Annotated in this window: 23 protein-coding genes; 12 read left to right on the plus strand and 11 right to left on the minus strand. The window is 57.5% G+C overall.

Annotated features, from left to right (window positions below):
- Nucleotides 1-7 precede the first annotated feature (7 nt).
- Genes K5Q35_RS09350 through K5Q35_RS09365 form a run of 4 tightly spaced genes read left to right on the plus strand, consistent with a single transcriptional unit; the run spans nt 8 to nt 3,805 of the window.
- The gene (locus K5Q35_RS09350) at nt 8-931 is read left to right on the plus strand and encodes a carbohydrate ABC transporter permease (protein ID WP_013962855.1); all 924 of its coding nucleotides are present in this window, start codon (nt 8-10) and stop codon (nt 929-931) included.
- A 14-nt stretch (nt 932-945) separates the two neighbouring features.
- The gene (locus K5Q35_RS09355) at nt 946-1,785 is read left to right on the plus strand and encodes a carbohydrate ABC transporter permease (protein WP_220799362.1); all 840 of its coding nucleotides are present in this window, start codon (nt 946-948) and stop codon (nt 1,783-1,785) included.
- Nucleotides 1,782-2,810: a Gfo/Idh/MocA family protein gene (locus K5Q35_RS09360; RefSeq protein WP_220799363.1), complete on the plus strand. Its 1,029-nt coding sequence runs from the start codon at nt 1,782-1,784 to the stop codon at nt 2,808-2,810. The genes K5Q35_RS09355 and K5Q35_RS09360 overlap by 4 nt, the downstream gene beginning before the upstream one ends.
- Nucleotides 2,807-3,805 (plus strand): ABC transporter ATP-binding protein, encoded by a 999-nt coding sequence (locus K5Q35_RS09365; RefSeq protein WP_220799364.1) that lies wholly within the window; start codon nt 2,807-2,809, stop codon nt 3,803-3,805. The genes K5Q35_RS09360 and K5Q35_RS09365 overlap by 4 nt, the downstream gene beginning before the upstream one ends.
- 21 nt (nt 3,806-3,826) lie before the next feature.
- Here K5Q35_RS09365 and K5Q35_RS09370 read toward each other — a convergent pair whose 3' ends face one another.
- From K5Q35_RS09370 to K5Q35_RS09390, 5 genes are read right to left on the minus strand one after another with little or no spacing between them, the layout of a single operon-like run.
- Nucleotides 3,827-4,339: a DUF3299 domain-containing protein gene (locus tag K5Q35_RS09370; protein ID WP_220799365.1), complete on the minus strand. Its 513-nt coding sequence runs from the start codon at nt 4,337-4,339 to the stop codon at nt 3,827-3,829.
- A complete protein-coding gene (locus tag K5Q35_RS09375) occupies nt 4,321-4,836 on the minus strand; it encodes a DUF3299 domain-containing protein (protein WP_220799366.1) in 516 nt (171 codons plus the stop codon). Before K5Q35_RS09375 ends, K5Q35_RS09370 begins: the two co-directional genes overlap by 19 nt.
- Nucleotides 4,837-4,861: 25 nt before the next feature.
- Nucleotides 4,862-6,112 carry an ABC transporter permease gene (locus tag K5Q35_RS09380; RefSeq protein WP_220799367.1) on the minus strand — a complete coding sequence of 417 codons (1,251 nt, stop codon included), beginning with the start codon at nt 6,110-6,112 and terminating at the stop codon, nt 4,862-4,864.
- Nucleotides 6,109-6,810: an ABC transporter ATP-binding protein gene (locus tag K5Q35_RS09385; protein ID WP_220799368.1), complete on the minus strand. Its 702-nt coding sequence runs from the start codon at nt 6,808-6,810 to the stop codon at nt 6,109-6,111. The genes K5Q35_RS09380 and K5Q35_RS09385 overlap by 4 nt, the downstream gene beginning before the upstream one ends.
- A gap of 13 nt (nt 6,811-6,823) precedes the next feature.
- Entirely contained in the window at nt 6,824-7,417 is a 594-nt protein-coding gene (locus K5Q35_RS09390; protein WP_220799369.1) for a DUF2796 domain-containing protein, read from the minus strand.
- Nucleotides 7,418-7,919: 502 nt separating this feature from the next.
- Here K5Q35_RS09390 and K5Q35_RS09395 point away from each other — a divergent pair.
- From K5Q35_RS09395 to K5Q35_RS09410, 4 genes are all read left to right on the plus strand, one after another.
- Nucleotides 7,920-8,573 carry a protein-L-isoaspartate O-methyltransferase gene (locus K5Q35_RS09395; RefSeq protein WP_013962846.1) on the plus strand — a complete coding sequence of 218 codons (654 nt, stop codon included), beginning with the start codon at nt 7,920-7,922 and terminating at the stop codon, nt 8,571-8,573.
- Nucleotides 8,574-8,615: 42 nt separating this feature from the next.
- Nucleotides 8,616-10,055, plus strand: a complete 1,440-nt coding sequence (locus K5Q35_RS09400) for a TolC family outer membrane protein (protein WP_013962845.1) — start codon at nt 8,616-8,618, stop codon at nt 10,053-10,055.
- Nucleotides 10,056-10,126: 71 nt separating this feature from the next.
- Nucleotides 10,127-10,873 (plus strand): hypothetical protein, encoded by a 747-nt coding sequence (locus K5Q35_RS09405; protein WP_220799370.1) that lies wholly within the window; start codon nt 10,127-10,129, stop codon nt 10,871-10,873.
- A gap of 139 nt (nt 10,874-11,012) precedes the next feature.
- Nucleotides 11,013-11,522 (plus strand): cobalamin biosynthesis protein CobQ, encoded by a 510-nt coding sequence (locus K5Q35_RS09410; protein ID WP_259650507.1) that lies wholly within the window; start codon nt 11,013-11,015, stop codon nt 11,520-11,522.
- Nucleotides 11,523-11,572: 50 nt separating this feature from the next.
- Here the strand turns inward: K5Q35_RS09410 and K5Q35_RS09415 are convergent, their stop codons facing one another.
- Nucleotides 11,573-11,893, minus strand: coding sequence for a DUF6280 family protein (locus K5Q35_RS09415; protein WP_011567985.1), 321 nt, complete (start codon nt 11,891-11,893; stop codon nt 11,573-11,575).
- A 220-nt stretch (nt 11,894-12,113) separates the two neighbouring features.
- Between K5Q35_RS09415 and efp the strand changes: the two genes are divergently transcribed.
- Entirely contained in the window at nt 12,114-12,677 is a 564-nt protein-coding gene (gene efp, locus K5Q35_RS09420; RefSeq protein WP_013962842.1) for an elongation factor P, read from the plus strand.
- Nucleotides 12,678-12,698: 21 nt separating this feature from the next.
- Here efp and K5Q35_RS09425 read toward each other — a convergent pair whose 3' ends face one another.
- Nucleotides 12,699-13,436, minus strand: a complete 738-nt coding sequence (locus K5Q35_RS09425; RefSeq protein ID WP_220799372.1) for a folate-binding protein YgfZ — start codon at nt 13,434-13,436, stop codon at nt 12,699-12,701.
- Nucleotides 13,437-13,503: 67 nt separating this feature from the next.
- On the opposite strand from K5Q35_RS09425, the gene K5Q35_RS09430 reads away from it, so the two are divergent.
- On the plus strand, nt 13,504-14,178 hold the full coding sequence (locus tag K5Q35_RS09430) for a TIGR04283 family arsenosugar biosynthesis glycosyltransferase (RefSeq protein ID WP_220799373.1): 675 nt from the start codon (nt 13,504-13,506) through the stop codon (nt 14,176-14,178).
- On the opposite strand, the gene K5Q35_RS09435 is transcribed toward K5Q35_RS09430, so the two are convergent.
- Nucleotides 14,175-16,028 (minus strand): ABC transporter ATP-binding protein, encoded by a 1,854-nt coding sequence (locus tag K5Q35_RS09435; RefSeq protein WP_220799374.1) that lies wholly within the window; start codon nt 16,026-16,028, stop codon nt 14,175-14,177. The two genes, K5Q35_RS09430 and K5Q35_RS09435, sit on opposite strands and share 4 nt — an antisense overlap.
- Nucleotides 16,029-16,170: 142 nt before the next feature.
- On the opposite strand from K5Q35_RS09435, the gene K5Q35_RS09440 reads away from it, so the two are divergent.
- Nucleotides 16,171-17,403: an alanine--glyoxylate aminotransferase family protein gene (locus K5Q35_RS09440; protein ID WP_220799375.1), complete on the plus strand. Its 1,233-nt coding sequence runs from the start codon at nt 16,171-16,173 to the stop codon at nt 17,401-17,403.
- Here K5Q35_RS09440 and K5Q35_RS09445 read toward each other — a convergent pair.
- Both K5Q35_RS09445 and K5Q35_RS09450 read right to left on the minus strand, forming a co-directional pair.
- On the minus strand, nt 17,376-17,594 hold the full coding sequence (locus K5Q35_RS09445; RefSeq protein ID WP_013962837.1) for a hypothetical protein: 219 nt from the start codon (nt 17,592-17,594) through the stop codon (nt 17,376-17,378). The two genes, K5Q35_RS09440 and K5Q35_RS09445, sit on opposite strands and share 28 nt — an antisense overlap.
- A 55-nt stretch (nt 17,595-17,649) precedes the next feature.
- Complete coding sequence (locus tag K5Q35_RS09450; RefSeq protein WP_220799376.1) at nt 17,650-18,753, minus strand: pyridoxal phosphate-dependent aminotransferase; 1,104 nt, start codon at nt 18,751-18,753, stop codon at nt 17,650-17,652.
- A gap of 114 nt (nt 18,754-18,867) precedes the next feature.
- On the opposite strand from K5Q35_RS09450, the gene K5Q35_RS09455 reads away from it, so the two are divergent.
- Nucleotides 18,868-19,656 (plus strand): crotonase/enoyl-CoA hydratase family protein, encoded by a 789-nt coding sequence (locus K5Q35_RS09455; RefSeq protein WP_220799377.1) that lies wholly within the window; start codon nt 18,868-18,870, stop codon nt 19,654-19,656.
- Between the two features lie 16 nt (nt 19,657-19,672).
- On the opposite strand, the gene K5Q35_RS09460 is transcribed toward K5Q35_RS09455, so the two are convergent.
- Complete coding sequence (locus K5Q35_RS09460; protein ID WP_220799378.1) at nt 19,673-20,002, minus strand: DUF1992 domain-containing protein; 330 nt, start codon at nt 20,000-20,002, stop codon at nt 19,673-19,675.
- Between the last annotated feature and the right edge of the window lie 4 nt (nt 20,003-20,006).

Genomic DNA, 20,006 nt, shown 5'->3' on the forward strand with positions numbered 1-20,006 from the left:
ATGCCGCATGCCCGCGCCCTCAAAGCCGAAAACCAGATGGCATATCGCTGTTTTCCTCGCGCCTGCAGTGCTGGTTTATACTGCAGTCATGATCTACCCGTTGTTCAACACTCTGCGTCTGGCGCTTTATTCTGAGGTTGATCAGCAGCGGATATGGGTGGGCCTGCAGAACTTTCAAACGCTGTTCGGGGATGCGATCTGGTCTGAGCAATTCTGGAATGCCTTGGGCAATAATGCGTGGTTCTTTCTGATCCACATGCTGGTGCAGAACCCGATTGGCGTGGCCTTGGCGGCGTTGTTGTCATCCCCGCGTCTGCGGTTTTCGGCGTTTTACCGATCCGCGATCTTTATTCCCACGATCCTGTCTTTTGTCATTGTTGGTTTCGCGTGGAAGCTGATCCTCTCCCCGATCTGGGGCATCGCGCCGGGTATGCTGGATGCGATTGGCCTGAAGTTCCTTTACCAGCCGTGGCTCGGCAAAGAGGAATACGCCCTGACCACGCTAAGCCTTGTGTCGGTCTGGCAATATGTGGGCATTCCCATGATGCTGATCTATGCGGCCCTGCTGTCCATTCCTGATGAAATTCTGGAAGCAGGCGAATGCGACGGCATCACGGGCATGTCCGCGTTCTGGAAGATCAAACTGCCGCTGATCCTGCCCTCTATCGGGATCATTTCGGTTCTGACTTTCGTGGCGAATTTCAACGCCTTTGATCTGATTTATGCGGCACAGGGTGCGCTTGCGGGGCCGGATTTCTCTACGGATATTCTGGGGACGTTCATGTATCGCACCTTCTTTGGTTTTCAGTTGCAACTGGGCGATCCGCATATGGGGTCCGCGATTGCCTCGGCCATGTTCGGCATCATTCTGATCGGCGTGTGCATTTACCTCTTCGGCATTCAGCGCCGCCTGCGCAATTACCAGTTCTGAGAAGGGGCAACACCATGACCACCGCGCGCCGCATCTCCGGGACGACGATTGCCGCTCATGCCGTGCTGATTACCTATACGGTAATTGCGCTTTTCCCGGTGTTTGTGATCCTGATCAACAGCTTCAAGTCGCGGCGGGCGATCTTTCGCGATCCGCTGGGTCTGCCCAACCAAGAGACTTTTTCGCTGATTGGTTACCAGACGGTTTTCAAACAGGGGGATTTCGTTCTCTACTTTCAGAACTCGATGATTGTGACGGTTGTGTCCCTGACGCTGATCCTCGTGTTTGGCGCGATGGCAGCCTTTGCGCTCGCTGAATACCGGTTCAAATGCAACACGTTGATGGGGCTTTATCTGGCCCTTGGGATCATGATCCCCATACGGATTGGTACGGTGGCGATCCTGGAAATGATGGTGTCTACGGGGCTGGTTAACACGCTGGTGGCGCTGATCCTTGTCTATACCGCGCAGGGGCTGCCGTTGGCGGTTTTCATCCTCAGTGAATTCATGCGCGGGGTGTCGGATGACCTTAAAAACGCAGGGCGGATGGACGGATTGTCCGAATACCAGATCTTCTGGCGGTTGGTTTTGCCGCTGGTGCGGCCCGCAATGGCGACTGTTGCCGTCTTTAACATGATCCCGATCTGGAACGATCTGTGGTTCCCGCTGATCCTTGCCCCCGCAGAAGAGGTGAAAACGCTGACGCTCGGCAGTCAGGTCTTTATCGGGCAGTTCGTCACGGACTGGAACGCGGTGCTCTCGGCGCTGTCGATGGCGATCCTGCCGGTGATGGTGCTCTATGTGATCTTTTCGCGCCAGTTGATCCGGGGCATTACATCAGGAGCCGTCAAATGAAAGTGCTTATTGCGGGGTTGGGCAACATGGGCAAAAGCCATGCGCTGGCCCACCACCACCATCCCGAGACAGAGATTGTCGCCCTCGTCAATCGCTCGACGGTGGATTTGCCGGACGCGCTGCAGGGCTACCCGCTCCATGATGACTTTTATGCGGCTCTGAGTGCCACGCGCCCGGAGCTTGTGGTGATCGCAACATATACCGACACCCATGCGGATTATGCCATTGCCGCGATGCAGGCGGGGGCGCATGTCTTTGTGGAAAAACCGCTCGCCATGACGGCGCAGGATGCCGCGCGCGTGGTGGACACGGCACGTCGCCTCAAGCGCAAACTTGGCGTCGGCTATATCCTGCGCCATCACCCAAGCTGGACGCGCCTGATCGAGGAGGCGCGGGGCCTTGGCGGGCCATATGTGTTCCGCCTGAACCTTAACCAGCAGTCAGACGGCCCAACCTGGGAGACGCATAAGGCGTTGATGGAAACGACGTCTCCCTTGGTGGATTGCGGTGTGCATTACGTTGATGTGATGTGTCAGATCACCGATGCGCAGCCGGTGCGGGTGCATGGGATGGGCCTGCGCCTCAGTGATGAAATCGCGCCGGATATGTATAATTACGGCCAGCTTCAGGTCGTGTTCGAGGATGGCTCCGTGGGTTGGTACGAAGCCGGGTGGGGGCCGATGATGTCAGAGACCGCGTTCTTTGTAAAAGACGTGATCAGCCCCAACGGAGCGGTTTCGATCACCGATGGCAACAAGGGGGCGTCTGATGACATTGATGGCCATACCAAAGTGGGTGGGCTGCTCGTGCACCGACCCGGAGGGGATCGCCGGATCGACCTGCCCGATGAACCCGGACACCAGCAACTCTGCGATGCCGAACAAGGCTGGATTGTGGATGCCATCCGGCGCGACGTGGATTTGAGCCGTCATATGAAGGACGCGGTGCAATCGCTGCGCATCTGCCTTGCGGCGGATGAGAGCATTCGCACCGGTCAAACGATCAACCTGAGGCCCGGCGCATGACCGCATTGAAACTCGAAGGTATCAACAAATCCTTTGGCCCCGTGCATGTTCTCAAAGACATCAACCTGACCGTCGAGGAGGGCGAGTTTGTTGTCTTTGTCGGCCCGTCGGGTTGTGGCAAATCCACCTTACTGCGCGTGATTGCAGGGCTTGAGGATGCTTCCTGCGGGACGATTGCCATCGGGGGCGATGTGGTGAATGCGATCCCGCCGGCCAAACGCGGCATTGCCATGGTTTTCCAGTCCTATGCGCTTTATCCGCATCTGTCGGTAAAGGACAACATGGGCCTTGGCCTGAAACAAGAGGGCCAGCCGAAATCGGTCGTGCAGGAACGTGTATCCAAAGCCATCACGATGCTTGACCTTGATGACTATGCCGACCGTAAACCGGCTGCGTTGAGCGGCGGGCAACGGCAAAGGGTGGCGATCGGGCGGGCCATCGTGCGTGATCCGAAACTGTTCCTGTTTGATGAGCCGCTGTCCAATCTGGACGCCGCCCTGCGGATGAACACCCGCGTCGAGATTGCAGAACTGCACCGCACGCTGTCCGCCTCGATGATCTATGTGACCCACGATCAGATCGAAGCGATGACACTGGCGGACAAGATCGTCGTTTTGCGCGATGGGAGGATCGAACAGATCGGCAGCCCGATGGAGCTTTACAACAATCCGGCAAACCGTTTTGTGGCCAGCTTTCTGGGGTCCCCGTCGATGAATTTCCTCGTGCGTTCGGTGCCGGATTTACCGCCCGGGCAGACCATGGGCATCCGCCCCGAGCATCTGCGCCTGTCCGATGCGGGGCCCATTTCGGGCAGGGTCACGCATGTCGAACGGCTGGGTGGGGATACGAACCTGCTGGTCAGGACACCTCAAGATGAAACGCTGACGGTGCGGGTTTTTGGTCAGGACCCGAGTGAGGTGGGAGATGTGGTGCATCTGACTTTCGCGCCGCAACAGGTGTTTCATTTCAACGAGGCGCAGGAACGTATATTCTGAAGCCTGCGCGTGGCTTGTCGATCAATTGGCCCTGAAGGGTTCGATGTTCTCTGCCGACAGGGCGTATCCTATTTCCGCCAGCTGCGTCGTCATGGAGGCGGTACCAAACATGCCAACCACGTTTACCGCTTCAAACAGCCCTGTGTTTTCATAGGGTTCGGCGGTGGTGACAAAGACAAGCTGATTTGCAGGCGGGGGCGGCACATGCACGCAGGCGCCAACAAACGGAACCAGAATAAAGGCCGTCACACCCGCGCCGGTATAATCAATCGGGACGATGAACCCCGGTAGCCGCACGATCTGACCATTCCAATCCGTGCGCAGCCCGCTTGAGGGCGGTTGCTGGCTCATCAGGTTGGTATCATCGTGATCAATCAGGCCCTGCAGCATGGGCGGCATGATCGTGTCGCCCTCTGGCACGAGGTCTGACCAATTCAGATCAATGTACTCCTTGGCCAAACCATGGCGGGGCAACAGGGCGCATGCACCGATCCCGGCGAGCAGGGTTCTGCGTTTCAACCGTTCTCGTCCCATTCAAAAACCTCCATCTTGTCGGCGGTCATGTTGTATCCGATTTCGGCGACTTCCGTGCTTTGCATCTCGTGGCGTATTTCGCCAGTGACCCAGACTGCCTCCCAAAGGTCGGTGCTGGCCCATGGTTTTTCTGTGGTCACGAACACCAGTTGATTGGCGGGCGGGGGTGGCACGTGGATGCAGGCCCCCACATAGGGCACGAGGATAAAGCTGGTTACCCCTTCCGATGTCATGTCCCACGGCAGGATATAGCCCGGCATCCTGATATAGGCCCCGTCGAGTGCGTCGTTGAGCTTGACCGCGTTTTCGTCGAACACCGGAAGCCATGTGTCGTTGACCTCATCCACCTGACCGGGGCCGATGATCTCTGAATAGGGGACGCCGGGAGGGATCAAATCGTCCCACGTAATCTGGTGTGCGGTACGCGCAAAAGCCGTGTGTGGCCAGAAAACGCTGGCGGTTGCGGTGGTGATAAGGCTGCGGCGGGACAAGTTCATGTGCGATACCTTTTTTCAGTCGGCCTCAGATCCGGACCATCATACCATCTGCGAGTGACATTCTGTAAGCCCTGAGTGCGGGGATTAGGCTCACAATTGCGCCAGCACAGACCACGCCCAGCAAAACCCAGACCTCGCGCAGGGTCGGTGCTTCGATGGGCAGCCAGAGGCCAAAGGCGCGATCCACCACCGGCTGTGCCACAACAAGCCCCGCATAGAGTAACAAAAGGCCCAGGACAGCCCCGAGTGCTGCCATAAGGGTCGCTTCGAGCACCAGCATGCCCAGCACGATCCGGGGGCGCGCCCCCATCGCGCGGAATATCGCCATCTCGCGGCGGCGTTCGTTGAGGCTGGAGAAAATCGTCGCCATCATGCCAATCAACGCGGTGATGATGACCATGCCGGAAACGGCAACCAGGGCGGTTTCGGCAATGCCGACGATCTGCCAAAGCTCTTGCAGGGCGACGCCGGGGAGAATGGCAAGCAGGGGTTCTTGCGGGTATTCGTTGATCGATCGTTGCAGGCTGAACACTTGCAGACGGCTTTTCACTCCGACCAGCGCCGCTGTCACTGCTTGAGGCTGCAGGTCCATCTGTCGAATAACGTCAACGGGCGTGGATTGTCCTTGGATTTTGGTCCCGCTGGCCCAGTCAACGTGGATTGCTTCAATCGCTTTCAGACTGACAATAACAGTGCGGTCTACGGGTGTTCCGGTCTTTTCCAGAATACCCGAGATGCGAAAAGGCTGGTCATCGTGGTTGGTGAAAGAGGCCAGACCATGTGCCACGACAATCGGATCGCCAACGTTATAGTTCAGCGTCACTGCGACGTCCGCGCCGATAACCGCATCAAACAAATCTGACATGATCGCCCCGTCGCCAAAAGTCAGGGAACGGCCTGAACGGTATTTGTAGCGCTCAAAGAACTCAGTGGTGGTGCCCATCACGCGAAACTGGCGATGGCTGTCGCCCAAGGAGATCGGCACGATCCAGTCGACTTCGGGGCGTGCGGCGATGTCGTTGTAGCTTTCCCACGTGAGATTGTTGGTGGCGTTACCAATGCGGAATACGGAATAGAGCAACAGTTGCACCGACCCGGAGCGTGCACCCACGATCAGATCGGTGCCGGAAATCGTATCTGCGAAACTGGCCTTGGCCCCGGTGCGTACCTTTTCGACACCCAAAAACAGCGCCACGGACAAGGCGATGGCAATCACCGTCATTGTGACAGTCAATGCGCGGGCCGCCATAGAGCCAAAAGCAAGACGTAAAATCATACAGGCTCCGCCAGTGTTGAGGCGATATCGGACATTTCTATCACGTGATCAAATTGCTTGGCCAGTCGTGCATCATGGCTGACCATCAGAATCGCGGTGCCGTTTCTTTTGGACTGGGCAAACAAAAGGCGCAGAAACGTGGCCTGTGTGGCGGCGTCCAATGCAGATGTCGGCTCGTCCGCGAGGATCAGCGGCGGTGCACCGATCAAGGCGCGCGCCGCCGCGACCCGCTGTTGCTGTCCGACGCTTAAGGTCCCGGCGCGTTTCAGCATGACTTCTTTTGGCAGGTCCAACTCAAGGCACAGTCTTTTCGCCTCATCATGCGGTGCTTTCACGCGCGCACGCCGTCGCGGCGCAAATTGCAAAGGCAGCAGGATATTGTCCCGAACACTTGCATAGGGCAGCAGGTTAAACTGCTGAAAGATCAGGCCAATATGTTCGGCGCGGAAGCGGTCCCGATGACCTTCGGACAGCGATGAAATATCGGTTCCCGCCACGCAGACGGTGCCCGACTGCGCCGTTACAATGCCGCAGATCAAGGACAAGAGCGTGGATTTCCCTGACCCGCTTGCCCCCAACAAGAGCGTCGTTTCGCCTGCGTTGAGGTGAAGTTCCGGTACAGTTAACCCGAAGGCTTCCCGTCCCGGCCAATGGTATCGTGCTTTTTGCAGGTTCAGGATCGGCGTCGGATCGGCCATCGGGTTCCTTTGTTCAAAACATACCGCGCACATCCAGTGTAGGGTTGTCGCGAGAGACTTCAAAGGCCGTGGCCCCGCTTTCCGAGATCATTTGAATTTCGAGCTCCAATGCGTTTGGGAAAATGTCGAAATATGCAAATGTAATTTCAGAGGCTGCGGCAGGATCAGCGCAGTTCAAAAGGTATTCGGCATGAAACTCGCTATGGCTCGCGGCATGCGTGTCGTGATCATGTGCGTGTTCCGTCCCGTGATCGTCGTGATCTTCACGGGCATCGTGGTCGTGATGCTCTTCTTCGCTTTCAAGTGCTGCGCTGGCCTGAACGACGCTGCATTCTGCTGCCTCTGGCAGAACAAACAGGGTCAACGGTTGCGCAAGCTTTGCAACGGCTGCGTCAATGCTGGCGCGATCTTCTGCGGTCTTGGCTTCATACTCAAATCCGACGATATCGGCACCTGGCGCATGCAATTCCAACGCAACCTGTTGTCCGTCAAAGGCAATGTCCAAATGGCCAACCCCATGTTCATGCGCGTCCAGTTGACGGACCTCTTCGGCCAGTAAGGGCGATGAAACCAGCGTGGAAATTGCGATCAAAGGCAGAATTTTCATAGGTATGTCCTATCGGTTGTTTTGGGTTTTTAAAGTCTGTGTTGGCTTTGCATCGGCCAGCATTTCAACGGGAGGCCATGGGCCGTTGGCTGACCAGCGTTACACGAATGGGCGAAACACCCAGAGACGCCAGATCACGTGCATTTTGCTTATGCAGGGTACCGGTCTGTCTGATTTCTGTCGCACATATATCGCTCCCGTTTATGTTACTTTATACCATAACAAAGTTACGCGGTGCTGTACAGTAATGAACATCCGAACTCCGGCGATTTTTATGGCGCAGACGTCGTGGTAAGAGGGGCGTTGAACGCGAAGACCTGCGTCTCAGTGGCTGTTGGAGCTGTTTCGATGGTATTTGCAATTCAACACTGTTTGCGCAGGCAGTTGGCGACGGGTGACTCAAGTGTCACAGCGTCATAAAATCCCGTTCACAAGCGTTGCCGATGAAACTGAGATGTGCGACATGTTGCGTAGAAACTTCTAAACGAAAGAGTTTAGCCAAATGGCCGACTTTTTATCACGACGCACGATGATGGTGGACACGCAAGTGCGCCCCTCTGACGTGACAAAGTTCCCGATAATCGACGCGATGCTGACGATACCGAGGGAGGAATTCGTTCCTGCCGCTCAGCGCGAGGCGGCATATATGGGGGAAAACCTGCAAATCGGTGCCGGACGTGTCATCCTCGAGCCTAGAACGCTGGCCAAGATGCTGGATGCGCTTGATGTGTCAGTGGACGAACTCGTGTTGGATGTCGGGTCAGCGTTGGGCTATTCGGCGGCCGTCATCGCGCGTATGGCCGAAGCGGTCGTGGCAGTCGAAGAAGACGAAGCGCTGGCGTCAGAGGCGCAGGAAGCGCTGAGCATGGCAGGCGTTGATAATGTCATTGTGCATGTTGCGCCGCTTGCGGAAGGTGCGGCACAGCACGGTCCGTATGATGTTGTCATCGTTCAGGGCGGCGTCGTGGAGTTTCCTCAGGCATTGGCGGATCAACTGAATGAGGGTGGGCGCGCGGCGTGCATTTTCATGAAGGGTGCTCTTGGTGAAGTGCGCATTGGTCACAAGCAAAATGGCAAGATCACCTGGCGGATGGCTTTTAACGCAGGTGCGCCGATACTTCCGGGCTTTGCAAGGGCTGCGGAATTTCAGTTTTAGACGGTTTGCGAAAGTAAACAGGGTCTTGGAGAGGCATAATAAATGGCTGTAAATAGAAAAACCAGAGGCGCTGCACGGATTGTGCGCAAAGCGGCATTCTCTATCGGCGTCGTTTTCGCCCTCGCAGGACCGGCAGCGCAGGCCGAAACACTCGCAGATGCTTTGGCGTCTGCCTATCAAAACAGTGGTTTGCTTGACCAAAACAGAGCGCTCTTGCGCGCCGCTGATGAAGACGTAGCAGGTGCTGTCGCTGCGCTGAGGCCAATTTTGAACTTCACCGCAAACGTCACGCGTAACTTTGGAACGTCGCGCTCTACCGGCAATGTGGGCGGTATAGTTTCCGGGTTGGACAGTACGCAGGCAGACATGGGACTTGTTGCAAGCCTTTTGCTATATGACGGCGGGGCGGCATCTTTGGACGTCGAGGCCGCAAAGGAAACCGTTCTGGCTACGCGTCAGCGCTTGGTGAGTGTGGAACAGCAGATACTGTTGCGGGCGGTTGTGGCCTATCTGAGTGTCTATGCGAACCGCGATGCGGTGCAATTGCGCCAGAACAACCTGCGCCTTCTTTCAGAGGAATTGCGCGCCGCACAGGACCGCTTTGAAGTCGGAGAAGTTACACGGACGGATGTCGCGCAGGCTGAGGCAAGCCTCGCGCAGGCGCGCAGTGGTCTGGCGACGGCGCAGGGGGATTTGCAGCAAGCAATCGAAGAATACCAGAATGTGATTGGCCGCCAGCCAGGGCAGATCGCGCCGCCCCCACAACTGCCGCGCCTTGAAGGCGATGTGGAAGCTGCGCGCGCGCTTGCGGTCAGAACGCATCCCGATCTGCAGGAAGCACAGCACCGTGTCGCGGCATCGGAAATTAACATCCAGCGCGCAGAATCTGCATTGAAACCGACGATTTCGGCAGTGGGCAGTTTGGGCATCACGGATGATCTGGAATCGCGAGATTACAGCAACTCGGGAACGATTGGCATCGAACTGTCCCAACCGATCTATCGGGGGGGCGCGCTGAGTTCCACCATTCGTCGTGCCATCGCAGCGCGCGACGCCGAATTGGGCAACCTTTATGAGGTGCGCAAAACGGTTTCACAGGATGTCGGGAATGCTTATGCCGCACTGGCTGCGCGTCGTGCCAGCCTGTCGGCAAGTGAAGAACGTATTCGCGCTGCCAGAATCGCCTTCCGTGGTGTGCGCGAAGAGGCAACACTGGGCGCGCGGACAACCCTTGATGTGCTGGATGCTGAGCAGGAACTGCTGGATGCAGAGACAGCACGCATTTCAGATGAGGCCAATTTGTACATCGCGGCCTATGGTGTTCTGGATGCGACGGGAAGGTTAACCGCACAGAACCTGAACCTTGGTGTTCAGCAGTATGACCCAACCGCGTATTACAACCTCGCCAAAGACGCACCGACCACAACCTCAGAACAGGGTCGGCAGTTGGACAGGGTGCTGCGTTCGCTGCAGAGAAATTAAGGCTTTTTATCAAACCATTGTGCCGCGCGGCTGCGCGCGGTAAACTGCACTTGTGTGTGGAGTGGTGAGATATGTCAGATCGTGTTACGAATGCAGAGGTTGGAGATGATGCGCGGGCAACGTTGCGCCTGATGGGCAGCAGAGCGCGCAAGACACCTTACGCACATATGGATGAACGCTTGATACTGACGCCGCAACTGCGTGTTCGCAACACAGGCGTTTTGCGTTTGACGCCAGAAGATGCTGTACCCGCCGACGATCAACGCGAACCCGATAAAGAGCCACCTTTGGCCAAGCAAAGCTCTTCTCCGTCTGCTGACCTCAACCCGTCACGAGCTGGCGACGCGAGGTCTGCAACACCCGGCGCACCAAAGGCAGACGTGCTGGTTTTGACATCGCCGATCAAGCAGCCCGCACCATCCAAGCCGACGGATGTAAAGGATCTTAAAGCGAAAATTACCGCGCTGGAAACCGCCATTGCCAAAACGGTGGATCAATGGGAGCCGGATGGGACCAGCAACGACCCCTATGCGGGGACACAGCCGCTTTCGATGACATGGCCCGAAGATGAATCTGATGGCACAAGCGGTCCGTTGGATCAACTCGTGCGCGGATCTGCCACCCGCAATGCAGTCACGGATGCTGTTCAGACGGCGGTATCAGGTCAGGTCATGGACGAAAAAGCGCTGCGCAGTATTGTCGCCGATATCGTGAAGTCGGAACTTCAAGGCGAGCTCGGTGACAGGATCACCCGCAACGTTCGTAAACTCGTGCGGCGTGAAATTCACCGGGCGTTGACAGCAAAGTCATTTCCCTGAGATGCGCTAGGCGCACTGCGCAGGTCTACGCGTGCAGCCGTTACACGCGCGTTGAAAGCGCGGGCTGCTGGTGAATACGCCCGCGCATCTGTTGATTGGCGCAGCCGTCTGGGGACGTCAACGATCGCGTGGCGTGATCATGGCAGCGTTCGTTGGTGCGCTCTTGCCGGATCTGTCGCTGTACCTGATGGCGGGGGTGTCCCTGTTTCTTCTGAGTATTCCGCCACAGATCGTTTTTGACGAGTTGTATTTTTCCGATGCATGGCAGACCGTTTTCGCAATCGATAACTCGTTCATCTTGTGGGGGCTTTTGCTGGGCGGCGCCATTTGGAGGCGCGCGCCTTGGGCTGTGGCCTTGACGGGTGCTGCGTTCTTACATCTCTGTCTTGATTTTCCGCTTCATCATGATGACGGGCGGCCGCATTTCTGGCCCTTGTCCGGTTGGGTGTTTGAAAGCCCGTTCAGCTATTGGGATCGTGATCACGGTGCAATGTGGCTGGCCCCCATTGAAGGGGCCGCAGCAAGTGCCGCTGCGGTGATCCTCTGGCAACAGCGCCTTGGTGTGGTTTTGGGCGCTTTTGTTGCGATTTTGCTATTGGCGGAGCTTTGGATCGTGCGCCAATGGCTGTTTTTCTTCATTGACGCATAAAAAAACGCGCCCGGGATCAGGCGCGTTTTTTATCAAAGCCAGGGGGGTGCCTAGGCTGCTTCTGCCTGCTGTGCAGCGTTGCGCCGTTCGGATTCTTCGCGGGACAGCGCGACAGATGTCCGAACACCTTTGCCAACAAAGTCCATCAGGCCTTCGACCACCCGTTCGTTGGGGTCGATCCCAGCACAGCTGAGCACTTCGCGTCCGTCACGCGAGCGCGCCCACCGCGCGATTTGTTCAGGGCCATTGCCATATTTCTTGTCGTCGGCAATTGCATCATCCAGTGCAGCGAGTACCACAGCTGCAAAAAGTTTACGCGCACGATTACCTTGCTCGTTATTGAAGGCCGTGCCGTCAACGAAATCTTTCATCCCGTCGTCCTTTCCATTATTCTTGCTCTTGTCTTTTCGGCGTGAAGTCCCTTATGCAGGAACCTAGGTGATTCGGATACCCTGTTTTTGCATACCTTCTATGCAAATTTTGCATGACTTTCCGGTGTTGACCACGACATATCGTTGGCTTGTCACCCTCCAGCCTCCCATATATAGGAGCGGGTAATTATTCATCAACCTTTTACAACGGTTTAGACACATGCCCAAAATCAACGGAAACGAAATCCGGCCCGGAAACGTGCTTGAACATAACGATGGCCTTTGGGCTGCGGTAAAGGTCGATCACGTAAAACCGGGTAAAGGCGGGGCCTTTGCGCAGGTCGAGATGCGCAACCTGCGCAACGGGTCCAAATTGAACGAGCGGTTTCGGTCTGCGGACAAGGTGGAACGCGTGCGGCTGGAACAAAAAGATCAGCAGTTTCTCTATGAGGATTCAGGCATGTTGGTCGTGATGGACACAGAGACATATGAGCAGGTGCAATTGCCTGCGGAGCTTTTGGGCGAGCGGCGGCCTTTCCTGCAGGACGGCATGACCATCGTCGTTGAGTTCTACGATGAAGAAGCGCTCAACGCGACCTTGCCCCAAAAGGTGGTCTGCAAGATCGTTGAGACCGAGGCAGTGGTAAAAGGCCAGACAGCGGCGAAGTCATTCAAGCCGGCCCTGTTGGACAATGGCGTCAAGGTCATGGTGCCGCCTTTCGTCGGGCAGGATGAGGACATCGTCGTCAACACCGAGACCATGGAATACTCCGAACGCGCCTGAGCGTTTTGATACAGTGTACCGTCAGGCGATGCGGTGTAGTTCCGCCGCACCCGCCTGCATCGGCCCCGTTGCACGGTCATAGCGCAGATAGGCCAGTGCCTTATCCCCCGCGCGGCTTTGCAGCACACCGGCTGCTTTCCCGTTCGCAGTGATTTCCGCGCCCGGCTCGGCGGGACCCGTGATCGAAACCTGTGCAAGGCCTTTGCGCAATTCGGTCTTGTGCTTCATGCGCGCGGTGACTTCCTGACCGACGTAACAGCCCTTGCGAAAATCAACGCCCGCGATGCGTTCAAATCCGACTTCTAGGATGAAGCTGTCTGGGGTCAGTTCAATTCCGGTTTCCGGGATCTGATGTGCCACGCGCAGGGCGGTCCAGTCGGTTGTGTCATCTGTCTGCGGCGTGTCAGCATAGCAGCGCCAGCCAAGGGCCGGATGACGCGGATCGGGCAACGCCCCCGCGGGCGGATCGCCGATGCCACGGTGCAGATGCAGATCGGTCATTTCGATGGAGACATCAGCGCGCAATTTATACATGCTCAACCGCTGCGCCAGCATGTCCCCATGGCTTTCGGCGACATCGATCAGAATAGCGTCGCCCGATTTGCAGATAAAGAAATCGGCCAGATACTTCCCCTGTGGCGTCAACATCGCCGCATAAACCAGCCCCGTTTCAACGCCTTTGATATCGTTTGTAATCAGGCCCTGAAGAAACTCGGTAACATCTGTTCCGGTCAGTCTGAGGATGCGACGTTTGGTCATGGGGGCCTCTTTGTTAACGTATGACAGGCATATAACCATGCAGCCGCAAGTTTGAAGAGGTAGCGTAATGCGTGCACCGATTTCGGTGATAATTCCGACGTTAAATGCAGAAACCTGTCTTGGTGCCTGTTTGGCCTCGCTGATGCCGGGGGTGGAAGCGGGATTGATCCGTGAGTTGATCGTGACGGACGGTGGCTCGACAGATGCAACGGTCGAGATTGCCAAGGAATGGGGCGCTGAGGTTCTTGAAGGGTCGGCGTCGCGTGGTGCGCAGCTGGCACGTGGATGTCGGGCGGCGCAAGGGGATTGGTTGTTGGTGCTCCATGCAGACACGCGCCTGAATGAGGCTTGGGTCGGCCCGGTGGCAAAACATCTGCGCAGTCCTGACGCCGCGTGGTTCAGGCTTGCCTTTGAGGATGGTGGCGGGGCAGGGCGCATGGTTGCGGCCTGGGCCAATTTGCGCAGCCGTATGGGGCTGCCTTACGGAGATCAGGGGTTGCTCGTGCCTGCAACGTTGTACGCGCGTGTCGGTGGCTATCCCAGTCAGCCGCTGATGGAGGATGTCGCGATTGCCCGCGCGCTCAAGGGGCATCTGATCGGTCTGGATGTGATCGCAACGACCAGTGCCGCGCGGTATAAGAAACAAGGGTGGCTGCGCCGGGGCGCGCGCAACTTATGGACGCTGATACGCTATTTTGCGGGCACGCCGCCGCAGCAACTCGCTCAAAGCTATCGCGGCTAGTTTGTGAAAAACCCGCCGATCCGCTGAAGAAGGTTCGCCGGTGCGTCCGTTACGGTTTTTTGTTTCTTTTCGGGGCTGATGGAACGTGTGTCCGCAACGAGCTTGCCATCCTGAAACTGGAGGCGATAGAGATCGGCATAGGTGCCGCCCCGGGCAAGCAATTCCTCATGTGTGCCTTCGTCCACGACGCGGCCACGGTCCATCACGATGATTTTGTCGGCATCACGCACCGTGGACAGTCGGTGTGCAATGACCAATGTGGTCCGCCCCGACGCAAGCTTGTCCAATGCTTTTTGCACCACGGATTCAGATTGTGCATCAAGGGCTGAGGTGGCCTCGTCCAACAGCAGGATTGGCGTGTCACGCAGCAGAGCGCGCGCGATTACGACCCGTTGTCGTTGCCCACCCGAAAGGGCAGAGCCACGTGGCCCTACAGGTGTGTCGACACCTTTGGGCATTTGCTTGAGGAAATCACTGACGTGCGCTGCATCAAGGGCTGCGGTCAGTGCCTCTTCACTGACGTTTTTGCGCCCCATCACCACATTTTCCCGGATGGTTTCGTCAAAGAGCAATGCCTCTTGCGTGACCACGGAATACAACCGTCGCAGGTCGGGCAGTGCCATCTCGTTTGTTGCGACACCGCCGACGCGCACCACCCCTTCCGTGGGGTCGATCAACCGCGTCAAAAGGTTAAAGATCGTGGATTTGCCTGCCCCGGATGCCCCAACAAGTGCTGTGGTCTGGCCTGCGGCAGCGGTCAGGGACAATTTATCCAGAACTTCGGTTTCGCCATAGCTCAAGGACACGTTTTCCAGTGTGATGCCGGGGGTGCCGGTTGGAGCAGGCTTCGGGTTCTCGGGAGAGACCAGTTTCACGGGCATTTCCATAAGCTCTTTCAACCGCTCGATTGACGCGGAAGCGATCTGGATCTGGCCACTGATGCTGGCCAACCGCCGCATCGGGTCAAACGCAAAGCCCATGGCCGTGAAAAAACTCATGAACTGACCGACGGTTTTTTCGCCCGAAATAATCTCGCTGCCCCCATAGAGGATTACGGCCATGAAGCCGAAGCCTGACATCACATCGACCATGGCCGGTAAAGCTGCAGAGCCTTTGACCGTGCGCATGTTTGTCTTGATATACTTCTGGGTTGTCTCGCGGTAGCGCCGGCGCTCGTAGTCTTCGGCATTGTTCAGTTTGATCTGCACGATCCCGTGAAACACCTCATCCAGACGGGTGGCCAAACTGGCGGCCAGATCGCGGACCTCACGCGCGCGCCTGCGCACGAAACGTTGTGCGACCACAGCGGGCAGCACGATGATCGGAACCCCGAAACAGGCGAGCAATGCCCATGTAACATCGACATTGATCGCCACGGCCAGCAGTACGAAGAGCCCGATAAAATCACGCCCGGCACCCGTCAGGAGGCTGCGCCAGATCTTGTTCACAGACCCAACATCGCCTTGTACCCGCTGGATCAGGTGGCCCGGCGGATGTGTCTGGTGGAATTCGCCCCCTTGCTTCATCATTTTGGCCAGAAGATCCTGCCGTACCTCAGACGCTGTCAGCATCGCGACCCGTGACAGCAGAATTTTCTGCACGACGCCCGACAGTGCCCTGACGAGGAAGATGCTAATCACCACAGCGGCGATGACATAAAGCATCCGGCCGTCGCCTTCCAAGAAGACATTGTCGAACATCGGCTGCATCATATAGGCGAGCGCGCCCAGCATTGAACCCTCAACGAACATGAAGACCAGCGCCACGGCGATCAGCTTTGCGTGCTTGCGCAAATATCCACGCCAGAGCCATTTGAACAAAATGCCTGAGGATACGCTCTTGCTGCTCATGTAATGCCTATTGTTCCCGAGTTTGACGACGCGTTGTCTATCCACTCATCTATGCCGCGCGACGCTAAGCTGCAAGCACGCTGGCAATTGACGCTTGGTTTCAGACCGCTAGTGTTGCCGAGAAACAAAAAGGGCAGTCTTGATGACCCAAAAAACCAATCTGTCCGCCGGGCGGGGATACCTCGCCATACCGGGGCCTTCTGTCATTCCTGATGCAGTGTTGCAGGCCATGCACCGTGCAGCGCCGAATATTTACGCGGGAGAGTTGCCGGATATGATGCCGGGCATCGTAACTGACCTGCGCCGCGTTGCGCGTACTAAACATGACGTTGTGATCTATATCGGCAATGGGCACGCGGCATGGGAGGCGGCACTGGCCAATGTGATTGGCGAAGGGGATCGGGTGCTGGTCCCTGCCACGGGCAGTTTTGGTCATGGATGGGGGGATATGGCCGCGGGGCTTGGGGCGCTGGTTGAAACGCTCGATTTTGGGAAGTCTTCCGCGATGGATATGGCGCGGATCGGCGAGGCGCTGAAGGCGGATACCGCGCATACGATCAAAGCGATTCTGGCGGTGCATGTGGATACATCAAGTTCGGTGCGCAATGATATTGCAGCCCTGCGCACGGTGATGGATGAGGCGGTGCATCCTGCGCTGCTTATGGTTGATTGCATCGCCTCACTGGGCTGCGACGTGTTCGAGATGGACGACTGGGGTGTGGATGTCATGGTCACTGCCTGTCAAAAAGGGCTGATGGTGCCACCCGGTATGAGCTTCGTCTTTTTCAACGAAAAGGCCGCTGAGGTTCGGCGGCACATGCCACGGGTCAGCTGCTACTGGGATTGGACCCCGCGCGCAGCACCCGAACTGTTTTACCAATACTGGAACGGGACGGCTCCGACGCATCATGTCTATGGGCTGCGTGCCGCGCTCGACATGATCCACGCCGAAGGGATGGAGGCGGTCTGGCGGCGTCATGATGTGCTGGCACATGCGATCTGGGCGGCCTGTCATGCATGGGGTTCCGCCGGCAGTCTGGCCTTTAACGTGGCCGATCCGGACTCGCGAAGCCGGGCCGTCACGTCACTGAGGCTTCAAAGCCCAAATGCCACGGCGCTGCGCGACTGGACCGAAAACCAGCTTGGCTTAACGCTTGGCATAGGGCTGGGCATGGCCGCACCGGGCGATCCTGCGTGGCATGGTTTTTTCCGGCTCGGTCACATGGGGCATGTCAACGGGCATATGATCATGGGGATGCTTGGCGGGATTGATGCAGGGCTGAAAGCGCTGGATATTTCGCACGGGAAAGGCGCGCTTGAAGCCGCGTCCGAGGTCATCGCAACCGGTCAGGTGTCGCCGGACACGTCGCCATAGCGCTGATCGGCAAGCTGTTTGCGATGTTCGAGCCAGGAGACCCAGTGGTTGACCACCAGTCCCAGAAAGATCGCTGCGACAAGGCCATAGACCGCAAAGAGTAATAACAGGATCCATCCCAGATTGACGCCAAACATGACGATGCAGGCGCCTGTGAAATTCGGGGCCCGACCAAGCTTGTGACCTTCCATATCACACCTCGCTGATCACTCTTCCAAAAAGAGTATAGAGCGGACAGGTTTGACGTCAGCCTTTTTCTGCGCGCCGCAGCGCCTCAGGCAAAACCTCGGCCAGAAGGTCAAGGTCTGCCGGTGTGCCGCAACTGATCCTGACGCAGCGGTTCAGGGGGGCGACCATGGGCATGCGCACAAAGATGCCCTGCGCCAGCATCTCTTCCATGACCCGGCTGGCAAAGGCGTTGTCGCGACAGCAATCAATCGCGACGAAGTTTGTGGCTGATTTGATAGGTTTCAACCCGCAGGATGTGGCGATTTTCCCGATCCGCAGCCGGGAAGAGGTGATGCGCGCAACCACCGAGCGCAGCCATGTCTGATCAGACAGCGCCGCCAGTGCGCCCTCCTGAGCGGAGCGGTTCATCCCGAAGTGGTTTCTGACCTTGTTGAACGCGGCGATAACGTCTGCATGACCAATGGCATAACCAACGCGTGCACCTGCCAGTCCATATGCTTTGGAAAAGGTGCGCAGCCGGATCACGCGCGGATCGTCATAGGCGATGGGCACCGCGCTGGTTTCAGGGGCACATTCGAGATAGGCCTCATCCAGCACAAGCAGGGTTCCGGAAGGCAACGCGTCAAGCGCTGCGGCGATGTCGGACCCGCTGTGGACGGTGCCCATGGGGTTGTCGGGGTTGGACAGGTAGACCAGTTTGGCATCCACCTCGCGGGCCTTATCGAACAGGGCGGCGAGATCCTCGAAGTCCTGCTTGTAGGGCACTTTATGTACGATTCCGCCAAAACCGGCGACGTGGTAGTTGAACGTAGGGTAGGCTCCGTCCGATGTGACAACCGCATCGCCCTGAGCCACGAAAAGCCGCACCAGATTGGCGAGCAGGCTATCGATCCCCTCGCCGACCATAATTGTATCGGCAGAGGTGCCAAGATGATGCGCCAGAGCGTGCCGCAAGTCATAGCTTTCGGGATCGCCATACATCCACTGGGGTGTCTCTGCCATGGCGCGCACGGCACTTGGTGAGGGTCCAAACACGCTTTCGTTGGCGCCCAGTCGTGCATCAAAGCGCAAGCCGCGTGCGCGCTCCTGCGTCTCGGGGCCGACAAACGGAACGGTTGCAGGAAGGGATTCAGCGATTTTGGTCAGGCGAAAACGAATCATGCGGCGTGATAGGCCAAGCCATACGTTGTGGGCAAGTCCGCTGTGCCGTAACGTTGCGCTGGTAATAAAATGTGTGTCAGGTTTTCTACAGTTGTCCAAAAAAGGAGATCTGCCGTGTCGCGTGTTCGCGTAACCCATCGGGATCATATCGCCCACGTCATTCTGACCCGTGCGGAAAAGAAAAACGCGATGGATGATGAGATGATAGATGCCATCATCGCAGCGGGTGAAGCTGTTGCGGCGTCTTCGGCCCGTGCTGTGATCTTGTCGGGCGAGGGCAGTTGTTTCTGTGCTGGTATTGATATCTCCGGACTGTCCAAGATGGTTGGGCAGGATATCGAAGAGCTGATCATGCCACGCACCCATGGATTGGGCACAACGAACCGCTGGCAAGAGGTGGCGATGGTCTGGCATCGCCTTGATATTCCAGTGATTGCGGCGCTGCATGGTGTCGTCTTTGGCGCGGGGCTGCAATTGGCGCTGGGGGCGGATATACGTTTTGCCGCACCGGAAACGCAGCTTGCCGTGATGGAGATGAAGTGGGGCCTCATCCCCGATATGGGCGGCATGGTGCTATTGCCACGTCTGGTGCGGGATGATGTGATGAAACGCCTGATTTACACGGCTGCCCCTGTTTCGGCGCAACAGGCCGCAACATGGGGGCTGGTCACCGAGGTTGTCGCTGACCCGCTTGAGGCGGCGCAGCGGCTGGCCTCGGAAATCGCGGGCAAAGGGCCGAACGCCATTCGTGCGGCAAAGAACTTGTGCGCCTTTGCCCATACCGCCGCCCCTGCCGATGTCCTGAAAGAAGAATCGCGGGTGCAGGTGGACTTGTTGGGTAAGCCCGAGCAGATGGAAGTGATCGCGGCGCAGTTTGCCAAGAGGGCGCCCGTGTTCAAATAGCGCCGGGGTTTGGGGCTTATTGCATGAACTTCTGGCGCGCTTCACGGGCGATCTGGTACCGCAGGTCGAGGTCGGCCAGATGCGCCATGGCCTTTTTGCGCGCGGCCTCTGTTGTGCAGGCCGCATAGGCGGCGCGGGCCGCATCCAGTTGCTTTTTCAAAGCAAATTCTTCCGGCAGCACGCCAGCTTCGGCCATAATACGCATGCCTGCGGACAGGGCGGCTGCCTCCTGTGTTTCGACGGGGCGGTCGGGCAGGGGTTTGCCTTGGCCCTCAAGCCCGTCCAGCTTGCCTTCGGCGCGTGCCTTGGCAATCTGGCGTTCTGTGAGGTTTTGCAAACGTCCCATGGCG

Origin of the sequence: Roseobacter sp. OBYS 0001, assembly GCF_019654895.1 — a bacterium.
GTDB classification, from domain to species: Bacteria; Pseudomonadota; Alphaproteobacteria; order Rhodobacterales; family Rhodobacteraceae; genus Roseobacter; species Roseobacter litoralis.

Bases quoted from the DNA above. Each gene is read 5' to 3' on its own strand.
- K5Q35_RS09350 (WP_013962855.1), top strand. From the start codon at position 8: ATGCCCGCGCCCTCAAAGCCGAAAACCAGATGGCATATCGCTGTTTTC.
- K5Q35_RS09355 (WP_220799362.1), top strand. From the start codon at position 946: ATGACCACCGCGCGCCGCATCTCCGGGACGACGATTGCCGCTCATGCC.
- K5Q35_RS09360 (WP_220799363.1), top strand. From the start codon at position 1,782: ATGAAAGTGCTTATTGCGGGGTTGGGCAACATGGGCAAAAGCCATGCG.
- K5Q35_RS09365 (WP_220799364.1), top strand. From the start codon at position 2,807: ATGACCGCATTGAAACTCGAAGGTATCAACAAATCCTTTGGCCCCGTG.
- K5Q35_RS09370 (WP_220799365.1), bottom strand. From the start codon at position 4,339: ATGGGACGAGAACGGTTGAAACGCAGAACCCTGCTCGCCGGGATCGGT.
- K5Q35_RS09375 (WP_220799366.1), bottom strand. From the start codon at position 4,836: ATGAACTTGTCCCGCCGCAGCCTTATCACCACCGCAACCGCCAGCGTT.
- K5Q35_RS09380 (WP_220799367.1), bottom strand. From the start codon at position 6,112: ATGATTTTACGTCTTGCTTTTGGCTCTATGGCGGCCCGCGCATTGACT.
- K5Q35_RS09385 (WP_220799368.1), bottom strand. From the start codon at position 6,810: ATGGCCGATCCGACGCCGATCCTGAACCTGCAAAAAGCACGATACCAT.
- K5Q35_RS09390 (WP_220799369.1), bottom strand. From the start codon at position 7,417: ATGAAAATTCTGCCTTTGATCGCAATTTCCACGCTGGTTTCATCGCCC.
- K5Q35_RS09395 (WP_013962846.1), top strand. From the start codon at position 7,920: ATGGCCGACTTTTTATCACGACGCACGATGATGGTGGACACGCAAGTG.
- K5Q35_RS09400 (WP_013962845.1), top strand. From the start codon at position 8,616: ATGGCTGTAAATAGAAAAACCAGAGGCGCTGCACGGATTGTGCGCAAA.
- K5Q35_RS09405 (WP_220799370.1), top strand. From the start codon at position 10,127: ATGTCAGATCGTGTTACGAATGCAGAGGTTGGAGATGATGCGCGGGCA.
- K5Q35_RS09410 (WP_259650507.1), top strand. From the start codon at position 11,013: ATGGCAGCGTTCGTTGGTGCGCTCTTGCCGGATCTGTCGCTGTACCTG.
- K5Q35_RS09415 (WP_011567985.1), bottom strand. From the start codon at position 11,893: ATGAAAGATTTCGTTGACGGCACGGCCTTCAATAACGAGCAAGGTAAT.
- efp (WP_013962842.1), top strand. From the start codon at position 12,114: ATGCCCAAAATCAACGGAAACGAAATCCGGCCCGGAAACGTGCTTGAA.
- K5Q35_RS09425 (WP_220799372.1), bottom strand. From the start codon at position 13,436: ATGACCAAACGTCGCATCCTCAGACTGACCGGAACAGATGTTACCGAG.
- K5Q35_RS09430 (WP_220799373.1), top strand. From the start codon at position 13,504: ATGCGTGCACCGATTTCGGTGATAATTCCGACGTTAAATGCAGAAACC.
- K5Q35_RS09435 (WP_220799374.1), bottom strand. From the start codon at position 16,028: ATGAGCAGCAAGAGCGTATCCTCAGGCATTTTGTTCAAATGGCTCTGG.
- K5Q35_RS09440 (WP_220799375.1), top strand. From the start codon at position 16,171: ATGACCCAAAAAACCAATCTGTCCGCCGGGCGGGGATACCTCGCCATA.
- K5Q35_RS09445 (WP_013962837.1), bottom strand. From the start codon at position 17,594: ATGGAAGGTCACAAGCTTGGTCGGGCCCCGAATTTCACAGGCGCCTGC.
- K5Q35_RS09450 (WP_220799376.1), bottom strand. From the start codon at position 18,753: ATGATTCGTTTTCGCCTGACCAAAATCGCTGAATCCCTTCCTGCAACC.
- K5Q35_RS09460 (WP_220799378.1), bottom strand. From the start codon at position 20,002: ATGGGACGTTTGCAAAACCTCACAGAACGCCAGATTGCCAAGGCACGC.